This window comes from Acinetobacter terrestris (genome assembly GCF_004331155.1).
GTDB classification, from domain to species: domain Bacteria; phylum Pseudomonadota; class Gammaproteobacteria; order Pseudomonadales; family Moraxellaceae; genus Acinetobacter; species Acinetobacter terrestris.
Map to the genome: position 1 here is coordinate 13,494 of NZ_SJNZ01000010.1, position 16,035 is coordinate 29,528.

Sequence of the window (16,035 nt, forward strand, 5' to 3'; positions counted from 1 at the left end):
AAAATTTAGACCAAAATGTCACGTTTACCGTTGGCACCCATGCCACTGACAATCCCGTTTTCTTCCATCTGGTCGATGATACGTGCCGCACGGTTATAACCGAGACTAAACTTACGCTGTAACGATGAAGTTGAAGCCTTACGTGTTTCCAGAACAAAGGACACACATTGGTCATACAGGGCATCACGATCCGAACCACCATCACCATCTTCAAAACCACGCGAAGTGGGTTCTTCATCATAAGGCGTTAGAATTTCATCGACATAATTCGGAGCCGCACGTTCACGCCATGCATCACAAATATTGTTCACTTCATCATCGGAAATAAACGCACCATGCACACGTTCCGGCTCAATTTTACCAGGCCCCAAGAACAGCATGTCACCATGACCCAACAGGTCTTCTGCACCACTGGCATCCAAAATGGTACGCGAGTCAATTTTACTGTTTACACGTAAAGCCACGCGGGTTGGAATATTGGCCTTGATCAAACCGGTAATCACGTCGACCGATGGACGTTGTGTCGCAAGCAGTAAATGAATACCCGCAGCACGTGATTTTTGTGCCAAACGGGTAATCATTTCTTCAGCTTTTTTACCCACCTGCATAATCATGTCGGCAAATTCGTCGGCAACAATCACAATGGATGGCAATGGCGTTAAACGTGGCGCACGCTCTCCTACAACCGAGTCACTCGCTTTCCACGTTGGATCAATCAGGTCTTCACCATTGGCAATCGCTTCATCAACCTTGCGGTTATAGTCGCTTAATTTACGGATTTTTAAATAAGACATCAGCTTATAGCGACGTTCCATTTCATTAACACACCAGTTCAATGCATTGACTGCATCTTTCATGTCAGTCACAACTGGCGTAAGCAGATGTGGAATATCGTTATAGTTGGCAAGTTCCAGCTGTTTCGGGTCAATCAAGATTAAACGCAATTGATCCGGTGTATATTTCAACAGCATCGATAAAATCATCGAGTTTACTGCCACTGACTTACCAGAACCGGTTGTACCTGCGACCAGCATATGCGGCGCTTTACCCAAGTCAGCAATGACCGGATTACCCGAAATATCTTTACCCATCGCCACCGAAAGAATGCTGTTTGGATCGGTAAAGGCAGGGATGGTCAACAACTCGATCAGGCGTACCATTTCACGTGTGCTATTCGGTACTTCAATTCCGATATACGGTTTACCCGGAATCACTTCGACCACACGCACCGATGCCATTGACATTGAACGCGCCAAGTCACGTGAAATATTGGTCACTTTAGAAGCTTTCACACCCGGTGCCAGATCTAGCTCAAAACGCGTCACTACCGGCCCCGGTTGTGCTTCAACCACTTTGGCTTTGACATTAAACTCTTGTAGTTTAATTTCAAGTAACTCAGATAAACGCGCTAACTGTTCCGCAGTAAAATTGACTTTTTTATTCGGATCGACTTTATCCAGTAAATCCAGTCCCGGTAGTGGGGGCAAATCTTTTCGACGTGCCGCTACCTGCATTGCAAGGGACATCGGACGACCTGAGGCATCGGTTAACGGTGCATCAAAATCAAATTCGTCTTCCTCGACAGGTTTGCCTGCAGTTTCCTGCCAAACTTCGCGGAACACATCTTTATTTGATGAAATTAAAGCTTTTTCATCTTCTGAAATAATGGGTTGCTGAATCTGGGTTTTTATTGCGCTGCTGACAAATGCGGATGATTGTGCATAGCTGCTGGTTGTACGCACGGGAGCAGGCTCTTCAATATCATCAATTAACAAGTCATCCACCAGCAAATCATCAAGTCCATCAAACTCGTCATCTAAAGCCGAATTCTTAGGTGTTGTATGGATCGAGGGTGAAACTGTCACTGGAGATGAGGTGATCACAATCTTTTCTTCAACAGCTGATGGCGCTTGTTCAGTTTCTACATGATTAAATGGTGTATGCACATCTGTCGCTGTTTTGCCATGTGGAACTGCGGCAAGCAGTTCATCAAAGATTTCATCGTCATCCCAATCCAGATTTTGTTTAGAGGTCTGGGGTGTCGTTGCTACAGGTTGCTCATCAACAAAGGCTTTAAAATGTTCATGCGGAGTATGCAGTTCAGATTCTTCAGCTGCTTTTAATAAAGCGTCAATATCTTGTTTATGTTTTTGGTTTTCATCTGAGTTTAATGCACGCCAAACTTCGCCCGTCGCAACGACTCGTCGCGTATTTTCTTCCAGACGATGGGCTTTTTCCAGGACTTGTTCAAGTTCAGCTTCATCCTCGGCATCGATCAGCTGTTGCTGTGCATAGTGTTCTTTTTCCACCATGTCATTGAACAGGCGCTCTGCAGCCTGATCACGCACCATAGGGGATGTTTCTTGAACTTCACGATGTTCTGGAGCAGGCGTTACACTCTCTACTGCAGTTTTCTGCTTGGCAATCGCCACCGATTTTTTGATTTCAGGCGTGGTGCGGTCAAATGCAGACTCGGTTTCCGGAACATTTTTATAAAATAGATCTTGTAAATAAGCAGGTGTGGCTTTGAGCGTGACCCAGGTTTTATTCCATTTCACGCCAAATGACAGGGTAAATAAAACCACCCAAAACACCACAAGAAAAATGGTTGCACCATATATGGTTAAAATTTGCGACAGGCTTTCACCCAGCTCATAACCGATGATCCCGCCGGATGAATTGTCTAAAGTGTCGGCAGGTACTTGCCAATACAAATACAATAAACTTGCTGTCGCCAGTAAAATAAAGAACTGTGCAGAATATCGAAAAGGTTTATTCAAAAAGCTATACGGCCACCAGACCTGAATCGCCTCGACGAATAAAAAGATCGGAATCAGTAAACTTGCCCAGCCCAAGAAACCGAACAGTAAATCTGCGATCCAAGCACCTGCCACACCGCTGGCATTCGACACCTGCTGTGTATCACTGGAAATATGCATCCAGCCTGGATCAAAAGGCGTATAAGTCACTGTTGCAAGGAATAAATAAATTCCAAAAGAGACCAAAAATAATGTCATTATTAAGCGCTGTGCATAAGCACTCGACACCGCAGTCATATACTGTCCTGTAACCAATTTTTCATTCATGTTTTTTGTAAGAAACTAAGACAAAATAGTTTCGCAATTAAACTCGATATTATGCACCTGTTCCAAGGAAAAAGATGCAATATTATGTAGAGGCTGTTGATACAAATCCTATGAATTAAGTATCTAGCACAGCGCTCATGTTGTATATAGCTCAAATCGATTTCAATGATCAATAATATCGACATCGAACGCACACAACTGTTATCGAGTTTCACGTATAATTTCACAAATTTCTAAATAAAAAAAGGATGCCGCGAATGAGCGCTCGTCACTCACGTTTGATTATTCTAGGTTCAGGCCCTGCTGGTTATAGCGCAGCTGTATATGCTGCACGTGCCAACTTGAAGCCAACGCTGATTGCAGGCTTACAATTGGGCGGTCAATTGACCACCACCACTGAAGTCGACAACTGGCCGGGTGACCCTGAAGGTCTAACAGGTCCTGCACTCATGGAACGTATGCAAGCGCATGCTGAACGCTTTGGTACGGACATTGTCTATGACCATATCAATGAAGTTGATTTAAGCGTTCGTCCATTCGTTTTAAAAGGCGATACGGAAGAGTTCACTTGTGATGCCCTGATTATTGCAACGGGTGCTACAGCGCAATATTTAGGCCTTGAATCTGAAGCTGCATTTATGGGTCAAGGTGTAAGTGCCTGTGCAACCTGTGACGGTTTCTTCTACAAAAACCAAAAAGTGATGGTTGTGGGTGGTGGTAATACTGCGGTTGAAGAAGCGCTTTATCTTTCCAACATTGCTTCACACGTGACTCTGGTTCACCGCCGTGACTCTTTGCGTTCAGAAAAAATTCTTCAAGATCATCTTTTTGAAAAACAGAAAGAAGGCAAAATTAGCATCATCTGGAATCATCAAGTGGATGAAGTCCTCGGTGACAGCAAGTCAGGTGTTACTGCAGTTCGTCTGCAATCAACCCAAGATGGCTCTAAACAAGATGTAGAAGTGACCGGCCTATTTGTTGCCATTGGCCACAAACCGAATAGCAGCATGTTTGAAGGTCAGTTGAACCTGCGTGATGGCTATATTCAGGTTCAAAGTGGCACTGCCGGCAATGCAACTGCTGCATCTGTTCCGGGTGTATTTGCTGCGGGCGATATTGCAGACAGCGTTTACCGTCAAGCGATTACCTCAGCAGGTTCAGGCTGTATGGCAGCCCTGGATGCTGAAAAATATCTTGATGCTTTAGGTGAATGATTCAAGTAAATTAATTCCACTAAACAAAAAAAACCGTCCTTCTTTGGGCGGTTTTTTTTGTATGATAAAAACCATAAATGCTTATTGCACGTTACTGTTCTCGTTCAGGCCAAATCCCATGCATCCATTAGCACCCTCAGAATTCATTTTCCCCGATCCCATCGAAGCCGATCCCGATGATCAAGGACTTATTTGCATAGGTGCCGACCTCTCCCCTGCTACGCTTTTTGAAGCTTATACCCATGGTCTGTTTCCCTGGTTTAGCGAGGGTGAACCAATTTGTTGGTGGAGCCCTGAACCGCGTTGCATTATTCGCCCCAACGATTACCACCCGAGTAAATCTTTAGTCCGCAACATGAAAAAGTTTGATTATAAAATTACGATTAATCATGCTTTTGAACAGGTGATTCGTTCCTGCTCCTTACCTCGTAGTTATGCAGAAGATACCTGGATTTCTGAAGATATTATTGATGGATATTGCCAGTTATTTGATGCCGGTTATGGCTATAGCATTGAAGTTTGGGATGAAGGCAAAATTGTCGGTGGTTTATATGGTGTGACCATTGGGCATGGCTGTTTTGGTGAGTCGATGTTTAGCACCCAAACCGATGTTTCAAAAATGGCTTTTTATACATTAATGCTGCTGGGTCAGGAAAATCATCTGCCCTGGATTGACTGTCAACTGGTCAATGATCATCTTTTAAGCCTGGGTGCTTGTACAATTTCTCGCCAAGCGTATCTTAATTCGTTACAAGATGTTGTTAAACAGCCATCTATAGATTGGAAAAAATATCAAGAGGGTGTATTTTCAAGTAAAACAATAGCGCAACACGCGCGATTAATTGAATGAAAATAACAGAGGGATTGCCATGAATTCGTATCACCCAAAATCCCTATTGAATGATTTACAGTATTATATTACGCCACCGCATAGCTGCAGCTACCTGGAAAATAAATCAGCGCGGATGGTCTTTTTAGATCCTGCACATCGAATTGATGTGGTCAGTTTATCTGAACTTTCCCGTTTGGGATTTCGTCGCAGTGGCGATTTTGTCTATCGTCCAGAATGTCACTTATGCCGCCAATGCCTGTCCAGTCGTGTCCCTGTCACTGAATTTCACATGAACAGTACCCAGAAAAAGGCATGGAAACGCAATCAAGACCTGACGGTTAAAATCACGCGCACTGCGGATGCCTCTGAAATTCATTATGCTTTATATGAACGCTATATTAATGAGCGTCATGCCGATGGCGATATGTTCCCACCTAGCTTAGATCAATTCGAAAAATTTCTAGTGCATAGCTGCACGGACAGTTTTTTCCTGGAATTCTGGAAAGACGACAAGCTGATTAGTGTTTCGAGTTGTGATCCCTTGGATGACGGGGTTTCTGCGGTCTATACGTTTTTTGATCCTGATGAAAATCGACGTTCACTGGGTGTATTTGCAGTGCTTAAACAGATTGAACATGCCAAAGCTTTAGCTTTGCCTTATGTTTATTTGGGCTATTGGGTGCCGCATTCCAATAAAATGAATTACAAATCTCAATATGTACCTTTGGAGCTACTGATTGATGGACAATGGCGCCGATTAAACCGTTTGCTCAATCAAGAAGAAATTCAACAATTGGGAAACTCCCTGATGACCACCTTGCCCTCTGGATGGAATAACCCAATTATTAAATAATATTATTGATGATTTAAAAAAATTTACGATTTAAAAAGTTGTGAAAAATCATCACTGCATGATTTCACCATAATAATGGCATGCTCGCGAGAGCCGTCTGGTTTTGGATAATAGTTTTTACGTAAATCAATTTGATGAAAACCGGCTTTTTCATACAGCGCAATCGCAGCTAAATTACTTTCCCGCACTTCCAAGAAAATTTGCAGCGGATTATTTTTCAACTGTGCAATTGAAGCTTCAAGTAATTGAAAGCCTAGCCCTTTGCCTTGCTGACTCGGATGAATAGCCATCAGTAACAGATTGGCTTCATCCAGCACCGGTTGCAAGATACAAAAACCGACCACCTGCCCCTGCTGTTCAATCACGGTACAAATATAAGAATCCATTGATTCTTCAAACTGTTTTGCGGTCCACGGATGGCTTTGTACCAATTGCTCAATTTGCGTAATGCGGCTGACATCCGCTTTTTGCATTAAACGAATCATCTTCGTTCATCTTTTAAATAACAGAAGCTTGGCATTATAGGAACTTTGGATAAAAAATCGAGTAAAAAAAAGGGCAATATCAATTGCCCCAAGTATTAACAGCTCTTAAAAACCTAATTTAGCTTTCCAAGTCGTCAATAAACCCACAGTATCCAAATCATTCGGATGAAAACCTGGTTTAAAATAAGCCAACATTTCCTTACCCATACCCGTAATAATGCCTTTCGATGGACTATAGGCATAAGCATAAATTTCTTTTAAAGATTTTAGATTTAACTGTTTGTCCTCTTTGAGCAAACGTGCAAGAAAATAAGATTGGGTAATAAACAGGATCACCATTGCAATGGTTAGAGAACCAGTTCGCAAAGCATAGGCTTTATAACCCCGGCCAAATACACCTTCAAAAACATCATAAGCCACGGCTTTATGTTCATTTTCTTCAATCGCATGCCATGCCCACATGGTTGCCATCGTCTGGTCAGTCATTAGCGCTTGAATATGCGGATTACGTAGTAATTCTGAAGCGATGGTCGCAGTAAAATGCTCAAGTGCAGTTGTTGCAGTCAAATCGACCATTTCTTGGGTAATACCGACGGGCTTTCCTACTTTTGCCATAAACTTACGTGTGGTTTGAATGACTTTATCGGTATAACGATCGAGTGTATCGACATCATGCCCAAATTTTTGTGCGGAAGCATTAAAACCAACATGCTCATGCGTATGCATGGCTTCTTGACCAATAAATGCAGAGATTTCTTTTTGCAAAGTTTCATTGTCTTTAATGGCTGGATGTTGACGCACTGCACGTACGCTATCAATAAAGAATTTCTCACCGGCTGGGAACAAGGCAGATAATGCAGTCATAAAATGAGTCAGACCTGCAGAACCATTCATCCAATATTCAGGCACCTTATCAAAATCAAAATTCATACGTCGTACAGGAAAGCTTGCACCCGCACGGTTAGTAATATTGACTTTTGCATTCATGACGCTTACTCCTATCTAGCAAAATGATTTTGCTTAATACACTTATGTTTGTTTTTCTTCATTCTTATATTACGTATTTAAAAAATTGCGATAAGTGCAGATAAGGTCAGGAAAATATCAGTTAAGGACATGAGGAGAGAAAATAATGATAAATGAAATTATTTTTTCGACGCAAGGGAATAAAGCGCTGCTTCATTTCGATGCAAGGGAAAAGAAGAAGGATTAAAATCATTACGACACAAGACACTCTCAATAAGAAATCATCATGCATAAAAAAAGCGCCCCAAAGGAGCGCTTTTTTATACAATCAATACTGATTATAGAGTTACTTTAGCAACTACACCAGCACCAACTGTACGACCACCTTCACGGATCGCAAAACGTAGACCTGGGTCCATTGCGATTGGGTGGATCAATTCTACTGACATTTCAACGTTGTCACCCGGCATTACCATTTCCACGCCTTCTTGTAATTGGATTGCGCCAGTTACGTCAGTTGTACGGAAATAGAATTGTGGACGGTAACCGTTAAGGAATGGTGTATGACGACCACCCTCTTCTTTAGAAAGTACGTATACTTCTGCGTCGAATTTAGTATGCGGTTTGATTGTACCTGGTTTAGCAAGTACTTGACCACGTTGCACGTCTTCACGTTTAGTACCACGTAGAAGAACACCACAGTTCTCGCCAGCACGACCTTCGTCAAGCAATTTACGGAACATTTCCACGCCAGTTACAGTCGTTACAACTGTATCTTTAATACCAACGATTTCAACTGATTCGCCAACTTTAACGATACCAGATTCAACACGGCCTGTGACTACAGTACCACGACCTGAAATTGAGAATACGTCTTCGATTGGCATCAAGAATGCTTTGTCGATTGCGCGTTCTGGTTCAGGAATGTAAGAATCAAGCGCAGCAACCAATTCGATTACAGCAGATTCGCCATATGGACCATCATTACCATTCAATGCTTGAAGCGCTGAACCACGAATGATTGGAGTATCATCACCTGGGAAGTCATAAGTAGAAAGAAGTTCACGAACTTCCATTTCTACCAATTCAAGCAATTCTTCGTCATCAACAAGGTCACACTTGTTAAGGAATACAAGAATGTAAGGTACACCAACCTGACGAGAAAGAAGGATGTGTTCACGAGTCTGTGGCATAGGGCCATCAGTCGCAGCACATACAAGGATCGCGCCGTCCATTTGAGCAGCACCAGTGATCATGTTTTTAACATAATCGGCGTGACCTGGACAGTCTACGTGTGCGTAGTGACGAATCGGAGAATCGTATTCTACGTGTGAAGTATTAATGGTAATACCACGTGCTTTTTCTTCTGGTGCAGAGTCAATTGCTGCGTAATCTTTCGCTTCACCGCCGTAAGTTTTTGCACAGATTGTTGCAATTGCAGCAGTTAAAGTTGTTTTACCATGGTCGACGTGACCAATTGTACCCACGTTTACGTGTGGCTTATTACGTTCAAACTTAGCCTTAGCCATGAGAGCTTCCTTTTATAACTACTCATGCAGGGTTACTGCATGAGCACTTGGTTTTTAACTATGAATTAGTTTGGGCTTATAGTAATCGAAAGATTACTCGTCGTCACCTTTTTTACCGCCAGATTGGAACTTAGTAATGATGCCTTCAGCCACGTTACGTGGAGTTTCAGCATATTTAGCAAATTCCATAGAATAAGTCGCACGACCTTGAGACATAGAACGCATAGAAGTTGCGTAACCAAACATCTCAGCCAATGGAACTTCAGCTTTAATTGCTTTAGTACCACCAGGTAAATCTTCCATACCCTGAACCATACCACGACGACGGTTTAAGTCACCCATGATATCGCCCATGTAGTCTTCTGGAGTTTCTACTTCAACTTTCATGATCGGTTCAAGAAGGATAGGATCTGCTTTCATGAAACCATCACGGAACGCGTAAGAACCTGCCATTTTGAACGATAATTCATCAGAATCGACATCATGGTAAGAACCATCAAATAATGTCGCTTTGATACCCACAACAGGATAACCAGCCAATACACCATTCTTCATACGTTCTTGAATACCTTTGTCGACCGCACCAAAGAATTCTTTAGGTACAGTACCGCCGACAACTTCTTCAGCGAACACGTATTCTTTACCAGCTTCTTCGACATTCATAGGTTCTAAACGAACATATACATGACCGAATTTACCTTTACCACCTGTTTGACGTACGAATTTACCTTCTTGCTCAACAGTCTTTTTGATTGTTTCGCGGTAAGCAACCATTGGTTTACCAATGTTCGCTTCAACGTTAAATTCACGTTTCATACGGTCGACAAGAATGTCAAGGTGAAGCTCACCCATACCTGCGATGATGGTTTGACCAGATTCTTCGTCAGTGCGAACACGGAACGATGGATCTTCTTTCGCCAAACGACCAAGCGCAATAGACATTTTCTCTTGGTCAGCTTTTGTCTTAGGCTCTACAGCTAAAGAAATTACTGGCTCAGGGAATTCCATACGCTCAAGTGTAATGACGTGTTTCTCATCACAAAGTGTATCACCAGTGGTAACGTCTTTAAGACCTACACATGCAGCGATATCACCAGCGCGGATTTCTTCAACGTCTTGACGTTCGTTCGCGTGCATTTGCACGATACGACCAATACGTTCACGTTTAGATTTAACTGGGTTGTATACTGGGTCGCCTTGTTTAAGCACACCAGAATAAACACGTACGAAAGTTAAGTTACCTACGAACTTATCATTCATGATTTTGAATGCAAGCGCAGAGAACGGTGCTTCGTCAGATGCTTCACGAATCGCTTTAGTTTCAGCTTTGTCGTCAAGAATACCTTCGATAGGCTTAACTTCAGTCGGTGATGGTAAGAAATCAATAACAGCATCCAACATACGTTGAACACCTTTGTTTTTGAATGCTGTACCACAAAGCATTGGTTGGATTTCACAAGCCAAAGTTTGAGCACGAATACCAGCAACGATTTGTTCTTTCGACAAGTCGCCATTGTTTAGGTATTCATCCATCAATTCTTCAGAAGCTTCAGCCGCAGCTTCAACCATGTTTGTACGCCATTCTTCAGCAGAAGCTAGAAGTTCAGCAGGGATTTCACCGTACTCGAATTGCATACCTTGTGAAGCTTCATCCCAAATGATCTGTTTCATTTCGATCAAGTCGATAACGCCTTTGAAGTTTTCTTCAGCGCCAACAGGGATTACAACTGGTACAGGATGTGCACCAAGACGTGTTTTCATTTGTTCAACAACACGGAAGAAGTTTGCACCAGTACGGTCCATCTTGTTCACGAATGCTAAACGAGGCACTTTATATTTGTTTGCTTGACGCCATACAGTTTCTGACTGAGGTTGTACACCACCTACAGCACAGTAAACCATACATGCACCGTCAAGAACACGCATAGAACGCTCAACTTCAATTGTGAAGTCAACGTGTCCCGGGGTGTCAATTACGTTGATACGGTGTTCTGGGTATTGCTTAGCCATACCAGACCAGAAACAAGTTGTAGCAGCTGAAGTGATTGTAATACCACGTTCTTGCTCTTGTTCCATCCAGTCCATTGTTGCTGCACCATCATGTACTTCACCAATTTTGTGAGATACACCTGTGTAGAACAAAATACGTTCTGAAGTAGTGGTTTTACCAGCATCAATATGAGCAGAAATACCAATGTTACGGTAACGAGAAATTGGGGTTTGACGAGCCATGATTTCTTGCATTCCTAAATTTGTTGTTTAAAACAGGACGCTTTAAGTTGCTAGCAACTTAAAGCGTTTTGATAACAGTTCAGTAAAACTGAACTATCCTCATCCTGATTAAGGTCTTTAAACCTATTAGAAACGGTAGTGAGAGAATGCTTTGTTGGCTTCAGCCATACGATGCACGTCTTCACGTTTCTTAACTGCTGAACCCTTACCTTCAGCTGCATCAAGCAACTCACCAGCAAGACGTAAAGCCATAGTTTTTTCAGAACGCTTAGCAGCAGCTTCTACTAACCAGCGCATAGCTAAGGCAGTACGACGGGATGGGCGTACTTCCATAGGCACTTGATAAGTAGCACCACCAACACGGCGTGCTTTTACTTCGACCATAGGACGAACTTTTTCAAGAGTAGTCTCGAAAAATTCAACTGGGTCTACTTTAGATTTTTCTTGAACGCGGTCTAAAGCACCGTAAACGATACTTTCAGCAATAGATTTTTTACCATCTTGCATTACGTGGTTCATGAATTTAGCGATTGTTTGGCTGCCGAACTTAGGATCCGGAAGGATTTCACGGGCAGCAACTACGCGACGTCTTGGCATTTTAACACCTATAAATATGACACTTCAGGTTTATCCAGCATGAGTACAAAGTGTCATGTACTGTTCGCTGGCCTTACTACACGTCGCTTGAATTTCACAAAATTAAATGCAGAAATCAGACAAGCGAGACGATAAAGGATTGCGGTTCTACGTTCTTAAGAAACGAATCTCGAAAGATTATTTCTTAGGACGTTTAGTACCGTATTTAGAACGAGACTGGTTACGATCTTTAACACCAGCGCAGTCTAAAGAACCACGAACGGTATGGTAACGTACACCTGGTAAGTCTTTAACACGACCACCACGGATAAGAACAACACTGTGCTCTTGTAGGTTATGGCCTTCACCACCGATGTAGCTTGATACTTCAAAACCTGAAGTTAAGCGAACACGGCAAACTTTACGCATTGCTGAGTTAGGTTTTTTAGGTGTAGTAGTGTAAACACGTGTACAAACACCACGACGTTGTGGACAAGCCTTCAACGCAGGAACTTTTGATTTTTCAACCAAAGTAGTACGACCCTTACGGATCAACTGATTTGTTGTTGCCATTTGGCAATTCTCCCGTTAATAAAAAGCCTCAAAAAAATACTACTTTTCGAGGGCAGACAATTGTAAGCGAAGATAGAAAAATGGTCAATATTCGAGGCCATATCAAATATCAACCATTTCCTTATAATTAGGGCGTTTGAAAGGATTTACTAGGCTTGGGCTTAGCTTTTAAGATTTCTTTTTTGTAACTTTACTCTTTGCTGGAGCAGTTTCATCCTTTTGTTCAGATGTTTCGCTAGAAGATTGCGCTGATTTCTCTGCACTTTCTTCTCCCTGATCTTCTGAATCATAGTTCTGTTTAGCCTCATCCGATTCAGGCTCTTCTACAGGAACGGCAGGTTTCTGCGGTTCAACCTGTTCGTGCGGTTCAACCATTTGCTCCGCTAAAGATTCCAGACCCTGCTCAACCTGTTCATCCTGGTGGTCTTCATCGGCTTTAACAACTTCTGTTTTCTTTTTGATGGTGACATTCGAAATGGCATTATTGTCAGGTATTTGAATATCCTGATCCAATTTAAGTTCACTTGGCTTCACATTAACTTCAGGTAAATGCTCCAATAATTTGGGTGTTGCCTGAGCCAACAAGGCCAAAGATTTTTCATAAGCCGCAATTGGCGAGATCTCTACCCCTTGATGTTGTTGCAAGTAACTTCGGGCGTGAGAAAAGATTTGTTGTGCTTTCTGGTTTACGTCTTCAACCAGCTTCCAGCTATACGCTGCACCAATGCCCGCTCCTGCGACCGGTGTCAATTTGCTGATGATTGAAATTTTGGGAATATGATTCAACCACTCCCATTTCATTTCACCATTTTCATTGCTTAACCATTTTTTCAGTGCTGCCGCATCATTGCTTGAGCCCAACATTTGCTGGAATTGAGAAACATCATGGGTTCTCAACATCCCTGATATAGCTTTTAGCGCCATCAATACACTTTGCTTTTCCGCAATCTGGCCTAAATCAATTTGTTTAAACACGAACTGAACAATGTCCTGTTCTGTTTCTTTATTCAGCTCAAAACCATAGGCACGTCCAACCTGATAAATCATGCGCAAAGACATGATTAAAGACAACGGCACATCAACTGCTGAACCGACCACACCTGTGGCTCCGGTCACGGCGCCTTGCATAGAGGCAATCCATTTATTCTGCTCTGCCAAGGCTTGGCTAATTCGCTTTGAACGGTCTACATCTTGGGTCAGTTCCTGTAAATCTTTTGCTCCAGCCTGATCAAGCACGGCATCGACTGAACTGAGATTTGAAGTAAACTGATTGAGCTGTTCAAAAAAATAATCCGATAATTTATCTGAAAATTGTGGGGAAACAAAATTGGCGACGCGCGTTACCTTTCCATACTGACGACCGAGCAATTGTCTCGATACATTGGGTAAATACTCGCGCAGCATTTGTTGAGGATTATCATATTTTTGGACTTCAAAGGCATTCGTTTGACGGGCACTTCCATCAATCACCTGACCATTTTTTGATGGTTGCAGGACCTTGGTCACTGCACTCGGAGCGGCATGATTCAGTACACCCATTCCAGCTGCACTGATCTTTTTAGCCACTCCAAAGGCATTTGATAGGAATCCATGTGAATGTTTATTATTGATATCAGTCATTCTTTATCCTCGTTTTCACTTATTACAATTATTGATAAATACTAGGTATAGTCTAAGTTTATCTCAATTTTAATGTGTATCTTTTGGTTAATTAAACCGGGTAATTTTCACAAATAGACACACAGGGAAATAGGCATAATATTTGCCATAAGAATTCAAAAATCTTTCTGCTATTATAAATGTAATTGAAATACATGAGTAACGCGCTGGGTTTTGCCTGAGGCAAAAGATTCATTCAGCTGCATTTGCTCACATTACTACCATATAAGGGATCTGTAGATGAAACGTGTTGTAATCACTGGCATGGGGATCAACTCATGTATCGGTAATTCTTTAGAAGAAGTAACAAATTCTTTGCAAAACGGGATTTCTGGAACACGTTTTAACCCGACTTATGCTGAACTCAATTTTAAAAGCCACGTGAGTGCAGCAGCAGAACAAAACTTTGACAATATCGACCGTAAACTAAAACGCTTTATGGGCGTTTGTTCGATGTATGCCTACAACTCTGCCCTTGCTGCAGTCGAACATTCCGGTTTACAGGTTGAAGAATTGGCAGGTAACCCGCGTTATGGTATTACCGGTGGTTCAGGTGGTGGTTCAACTGCATCTGTCATTGAAATGAACGAATTATTGCAAACCAAAGGTGCGCGTAAAGTTGGCCCTTTCTTTGTTCCGCGTAACATGACCAACACCATTACCGCAAACGTGGGCGTGGCATTCAAATTACAAGGTGTGGCGCATACCATTACCAGCGCATGTGCGACTTCTGCTGATGCCATTGGTTATGCTTATAACCTGATTCAATTGGGCAAACAGGATTTAATGCTTGCGGGTGGCGGTGAAGAAGATCATTGGTCACAAAGCTTGTTGTTTGATGCAATGGGCGCGCTTTGCTCTAAATACAATGACACGCCAGAAAAAGCTTCCCGTCCATACTCTGCTGACCGTGACGGTTTTGTGATTGCCGGTGGTGGCGGTTTCGTGGTGCTTGAATCACTTGAACATGCACAAGCGCGTGGTGCAAAAATTCTTGCTGAAGTGGTCGGCTACGCTGCAAACAGTGATGGTGCAGACATGGTTGCGCCAAGCGGTGAAGGTGCAACGCGTTGTGTGCTTATGGCTTTAGAAGAAGCCAAACAGCACGGCGTAGATAAAATTGACTATGTGAATACCCACGGTACTTCTACTCCAGCGGGTGACATCACAGAACTTAAAGCCATGGAACGTGCATTTGGTGAAGGTCAGGTTCCTCCACTAAGCTCAACCAAGTCCATGACCGGTCACAGCTTGGGTGCTGCCGGCGTACAAGAAGCGATTTATTCGGTTCTGATGATGCAAAATGACTTCATTGCGCCAAACATCAACGTGACGGAACTGGATGAAGGCGCAAAACCATTTGATATCGTACTTGAAAAACGTGACGCAAAACTGAATACTGTGATGAGTAACAGTTTCGGTTTTGGCGGTGTAAATGCCTGTCTTGTTTTCAAAAAATGGGAAGGCTAAGCTAAGAATTGTTGATCATCCGGCAATGGGTGATCAACGTCTACACTGCCCTTAAAAGGGTGAATAGATGGATGCTCCTTCTGATGCTTTCTTGTGGGTAAAAGCATTACATATTATTGCTGTGGTTTGCTGGTTTGCAGCTTTGTTCTACTTGCCACGTTTATATGTTTATCATGCGATGAGTGAGGATGCCACGAGTCATCAGCGTTTCCAGATTATGGAACGCAAGTTGTACCGCGGCATCATGTGGCCGGCAATGCTTGCCACCCTCATCACGGCGCACTTTCTAGTTGATTGGGGTGATGCAACGCGGCATTACCATGAAGCGCTCTGGTTTTACCTGAAAGTTGGCTTGGTCGGTTTATTGGTGATCTATCATTTGGTCTGTGGTTATTACCGCAAAAAACTGCTGGTCGATGCACATTACAAGTCACACAAGTTTTGGCGCTTCTTCAATGAAATGCCCACACTGATTCTATTTGCAGTGGTGATTTTAGTGGTGGTTAAACCGCAGTTTTAATCCAGAAGATTTAAAAAGCCTCTTAATAGAGGCTTTTTTT

13 protein-coding genes are annotated in these 16,035 nt (G+C 42.7%); 5 read left to right on the forward strand and 8 right to left on the reverse strand.

The genetic code is table 11. From position 1 onward, the window contains the following. Positions 1 to 5 precede the first annotated feature (5 nt). Positions 6 to 3,056: a DNA translocase FtsK gene (locus E0H81_RS07185; RefSeq protein ID WP_131317754.1), complete on the reverse strand. Its 3,051-nt coding sequence runs from the start codon at positions 3,054 to 3,056 to the stop codon at positions 6 to 8. Between the two features lie 287 nt (positions 3,057 to 3,343). Here E0H81_RS07185 and trxB point away from each other — a divergent pair, with 287 nt between their 5' ends. The 3 genes from trxB to E0H81_RS07200 all read left to right on the forward strand — a co-directional run bounded on the left by trxB (position 3,344) and on the right by E0H81_RS07200 (position 5,985). Then, complete coding sequence (gene trxB, locus E0H81_RS07190; protein WP_131317756.1) at positions 3,344 to 4,300, forward strand: thioredoxin-disulfide reductase; 957 nt, start codon at positions 3,344 to 3,346, stop codon at positions 4,298 to 4,300. Between the two features lie 118 nt (positions 4,301 to 4,418). Continuing rightward, positions 4,419 to 5,150 (forward strand): leucyl/phenylalanyl-tRNA--protein transferase, encoded by a 732-nt coding sequence (aat, locus tag E0H81_RS07195; RefSeq protein ID WP_131268949.1) that lies wholly within the window; start codon positions 4,419 to 4,421, stop codon positions 5,148 to 5,150. 19 nt (positions 5,151 to 5,169) lie between these two features. Beyond that, a complete protein-coding gene (locus tag E0H81_RS07200; protein WP_131317758.1) occupies positions 5,170 to 5,985 on the forward strand; it encodes an arginyltransferase in 816 nt (271 codons plus the stop codon). A gap of 23 nt (positions 5,986 to 6,008) precedes the next feature. On the opposite strand, the gene rimI is transcribed toward E0H81_RS07200, so the two are convergent. The 7 genes from rimI to E0H81_RS07235 form a co-directional block, all read right to left on the reverse strand. Then, entirely contained in the window at positions 6,009 to 6,470 is a 462-nt protein-coding gene (gene rimI, locus E0H81_RS07205) for a ribosomal protein S18-alanine N-acetyltransferase (protein ID WP_131268951.1), read from the reverse strand. A 105-nt stretch (positions 6,471 to 6,575) separates the two neighbouring features. After that, on the reverse strand, positions 6,576 to 7,457 hold the full coding sequence (locus E0H81_RS07210) for a metal-dependent hydrolase (RefSeq protein WP_131317760.1): 882 nt from the start codon (positions 7,455 to 7,457) through the stop codon (positions 6,576 to 6,578). Between the two features lie 317 nt (positions 7,458 to 7,774). Next, a complete protein-coding gene (tuf, locus tag E0H81_RS07215; RefSeq protein WP_131268953.1) occupies positions 7,775 to 8,965 on the reverse strand; it encodes an elongation factor Tu in 1,191 nt (396 codons plus the stop codon). A 93-nt stretch (positions 8,966 to 9,058) separates the two neighbouring features. Continuing rightward, entirely contained in the window at positions 9,059 to 11,197 is a 2,139-nt protein-coding gene (gene fusA / locus E0H81_RS07220) for an elongation factor G (protein WP_131317762.1), read from the reverse strand. A gap of 126 nt (positions 11,198 to 11,323) precedes the next feature. Continuing rightward, positions 11,324 to 11,794 (reverse strand): 30S ribosomal protein S7, encoded by a 471-nt coding sequence (gene rpsG / locus E0H81_RS07225; protein WP_131268955.1) that lies wholly within the window; start codon positions 11,792 to 11,794, stop codon positions 11,324 to 11,326. A 177-nt stretch (positions 11,795 to 11,971) separates the two neighbouring features. Next, positions 11,972 to 12,346: a 30S ribosomal protein S12 gene (rpsL, locus tag E0H81_RS07230; protein ID WP_002050319.1), complete on the reverse strand. Its 375-nt coding sequence runs from the start codon at positions 12,344 to 12,346 to the stop codon at positions 11,972 to 11,974. Between the two features lie 168 nt (positions 12,347 to 12,514). Further along, positions 12,515 to 13,966: an EcsC family protein gene (locus E0H81_RS07235; protein ID WP_131317764.1), complete on the reverse strand. Its 1,452-nt coding sequence runs from the start codon at positions 13,964 to 13,966 to the stop codon at positions 12,515 to 12,517. A 279-nt stretch (positions 13,967 to 14,245) separates the two neighbouring features. Here E0H81_RS07235 and E0H81_RS07240 point away from each other — a divergent pair, with 279 nt between their 5' ends. Then, positions 14,246 to 15,475: a beta-ketoacyl-ACP synthase II gene (locus tag E0H81_RS07240; RefSeq protein ID WP_131317766.1), complete on the forward strand. Its 1,230-nt coding sequence runs from the start codon at positions 14,246 to 14,248 to the stop codon at positions 15,473 to 15,475. A gap of 67 nt (positions 15,476 to 15,542) precedes the next feature. Next, positions 15,543 to 15,995, forward strand: coding sequence for a CopD family protein (locus E0H81_RS07245; RefSeq protein ID WP_131268958.1), 453 nt, complete (start codon positions 15,543 to 15,545; stop codon positions 15,993 to 15,995). Positions 15,996 to 16,035 lie beyond the last annotated feature (40 nt).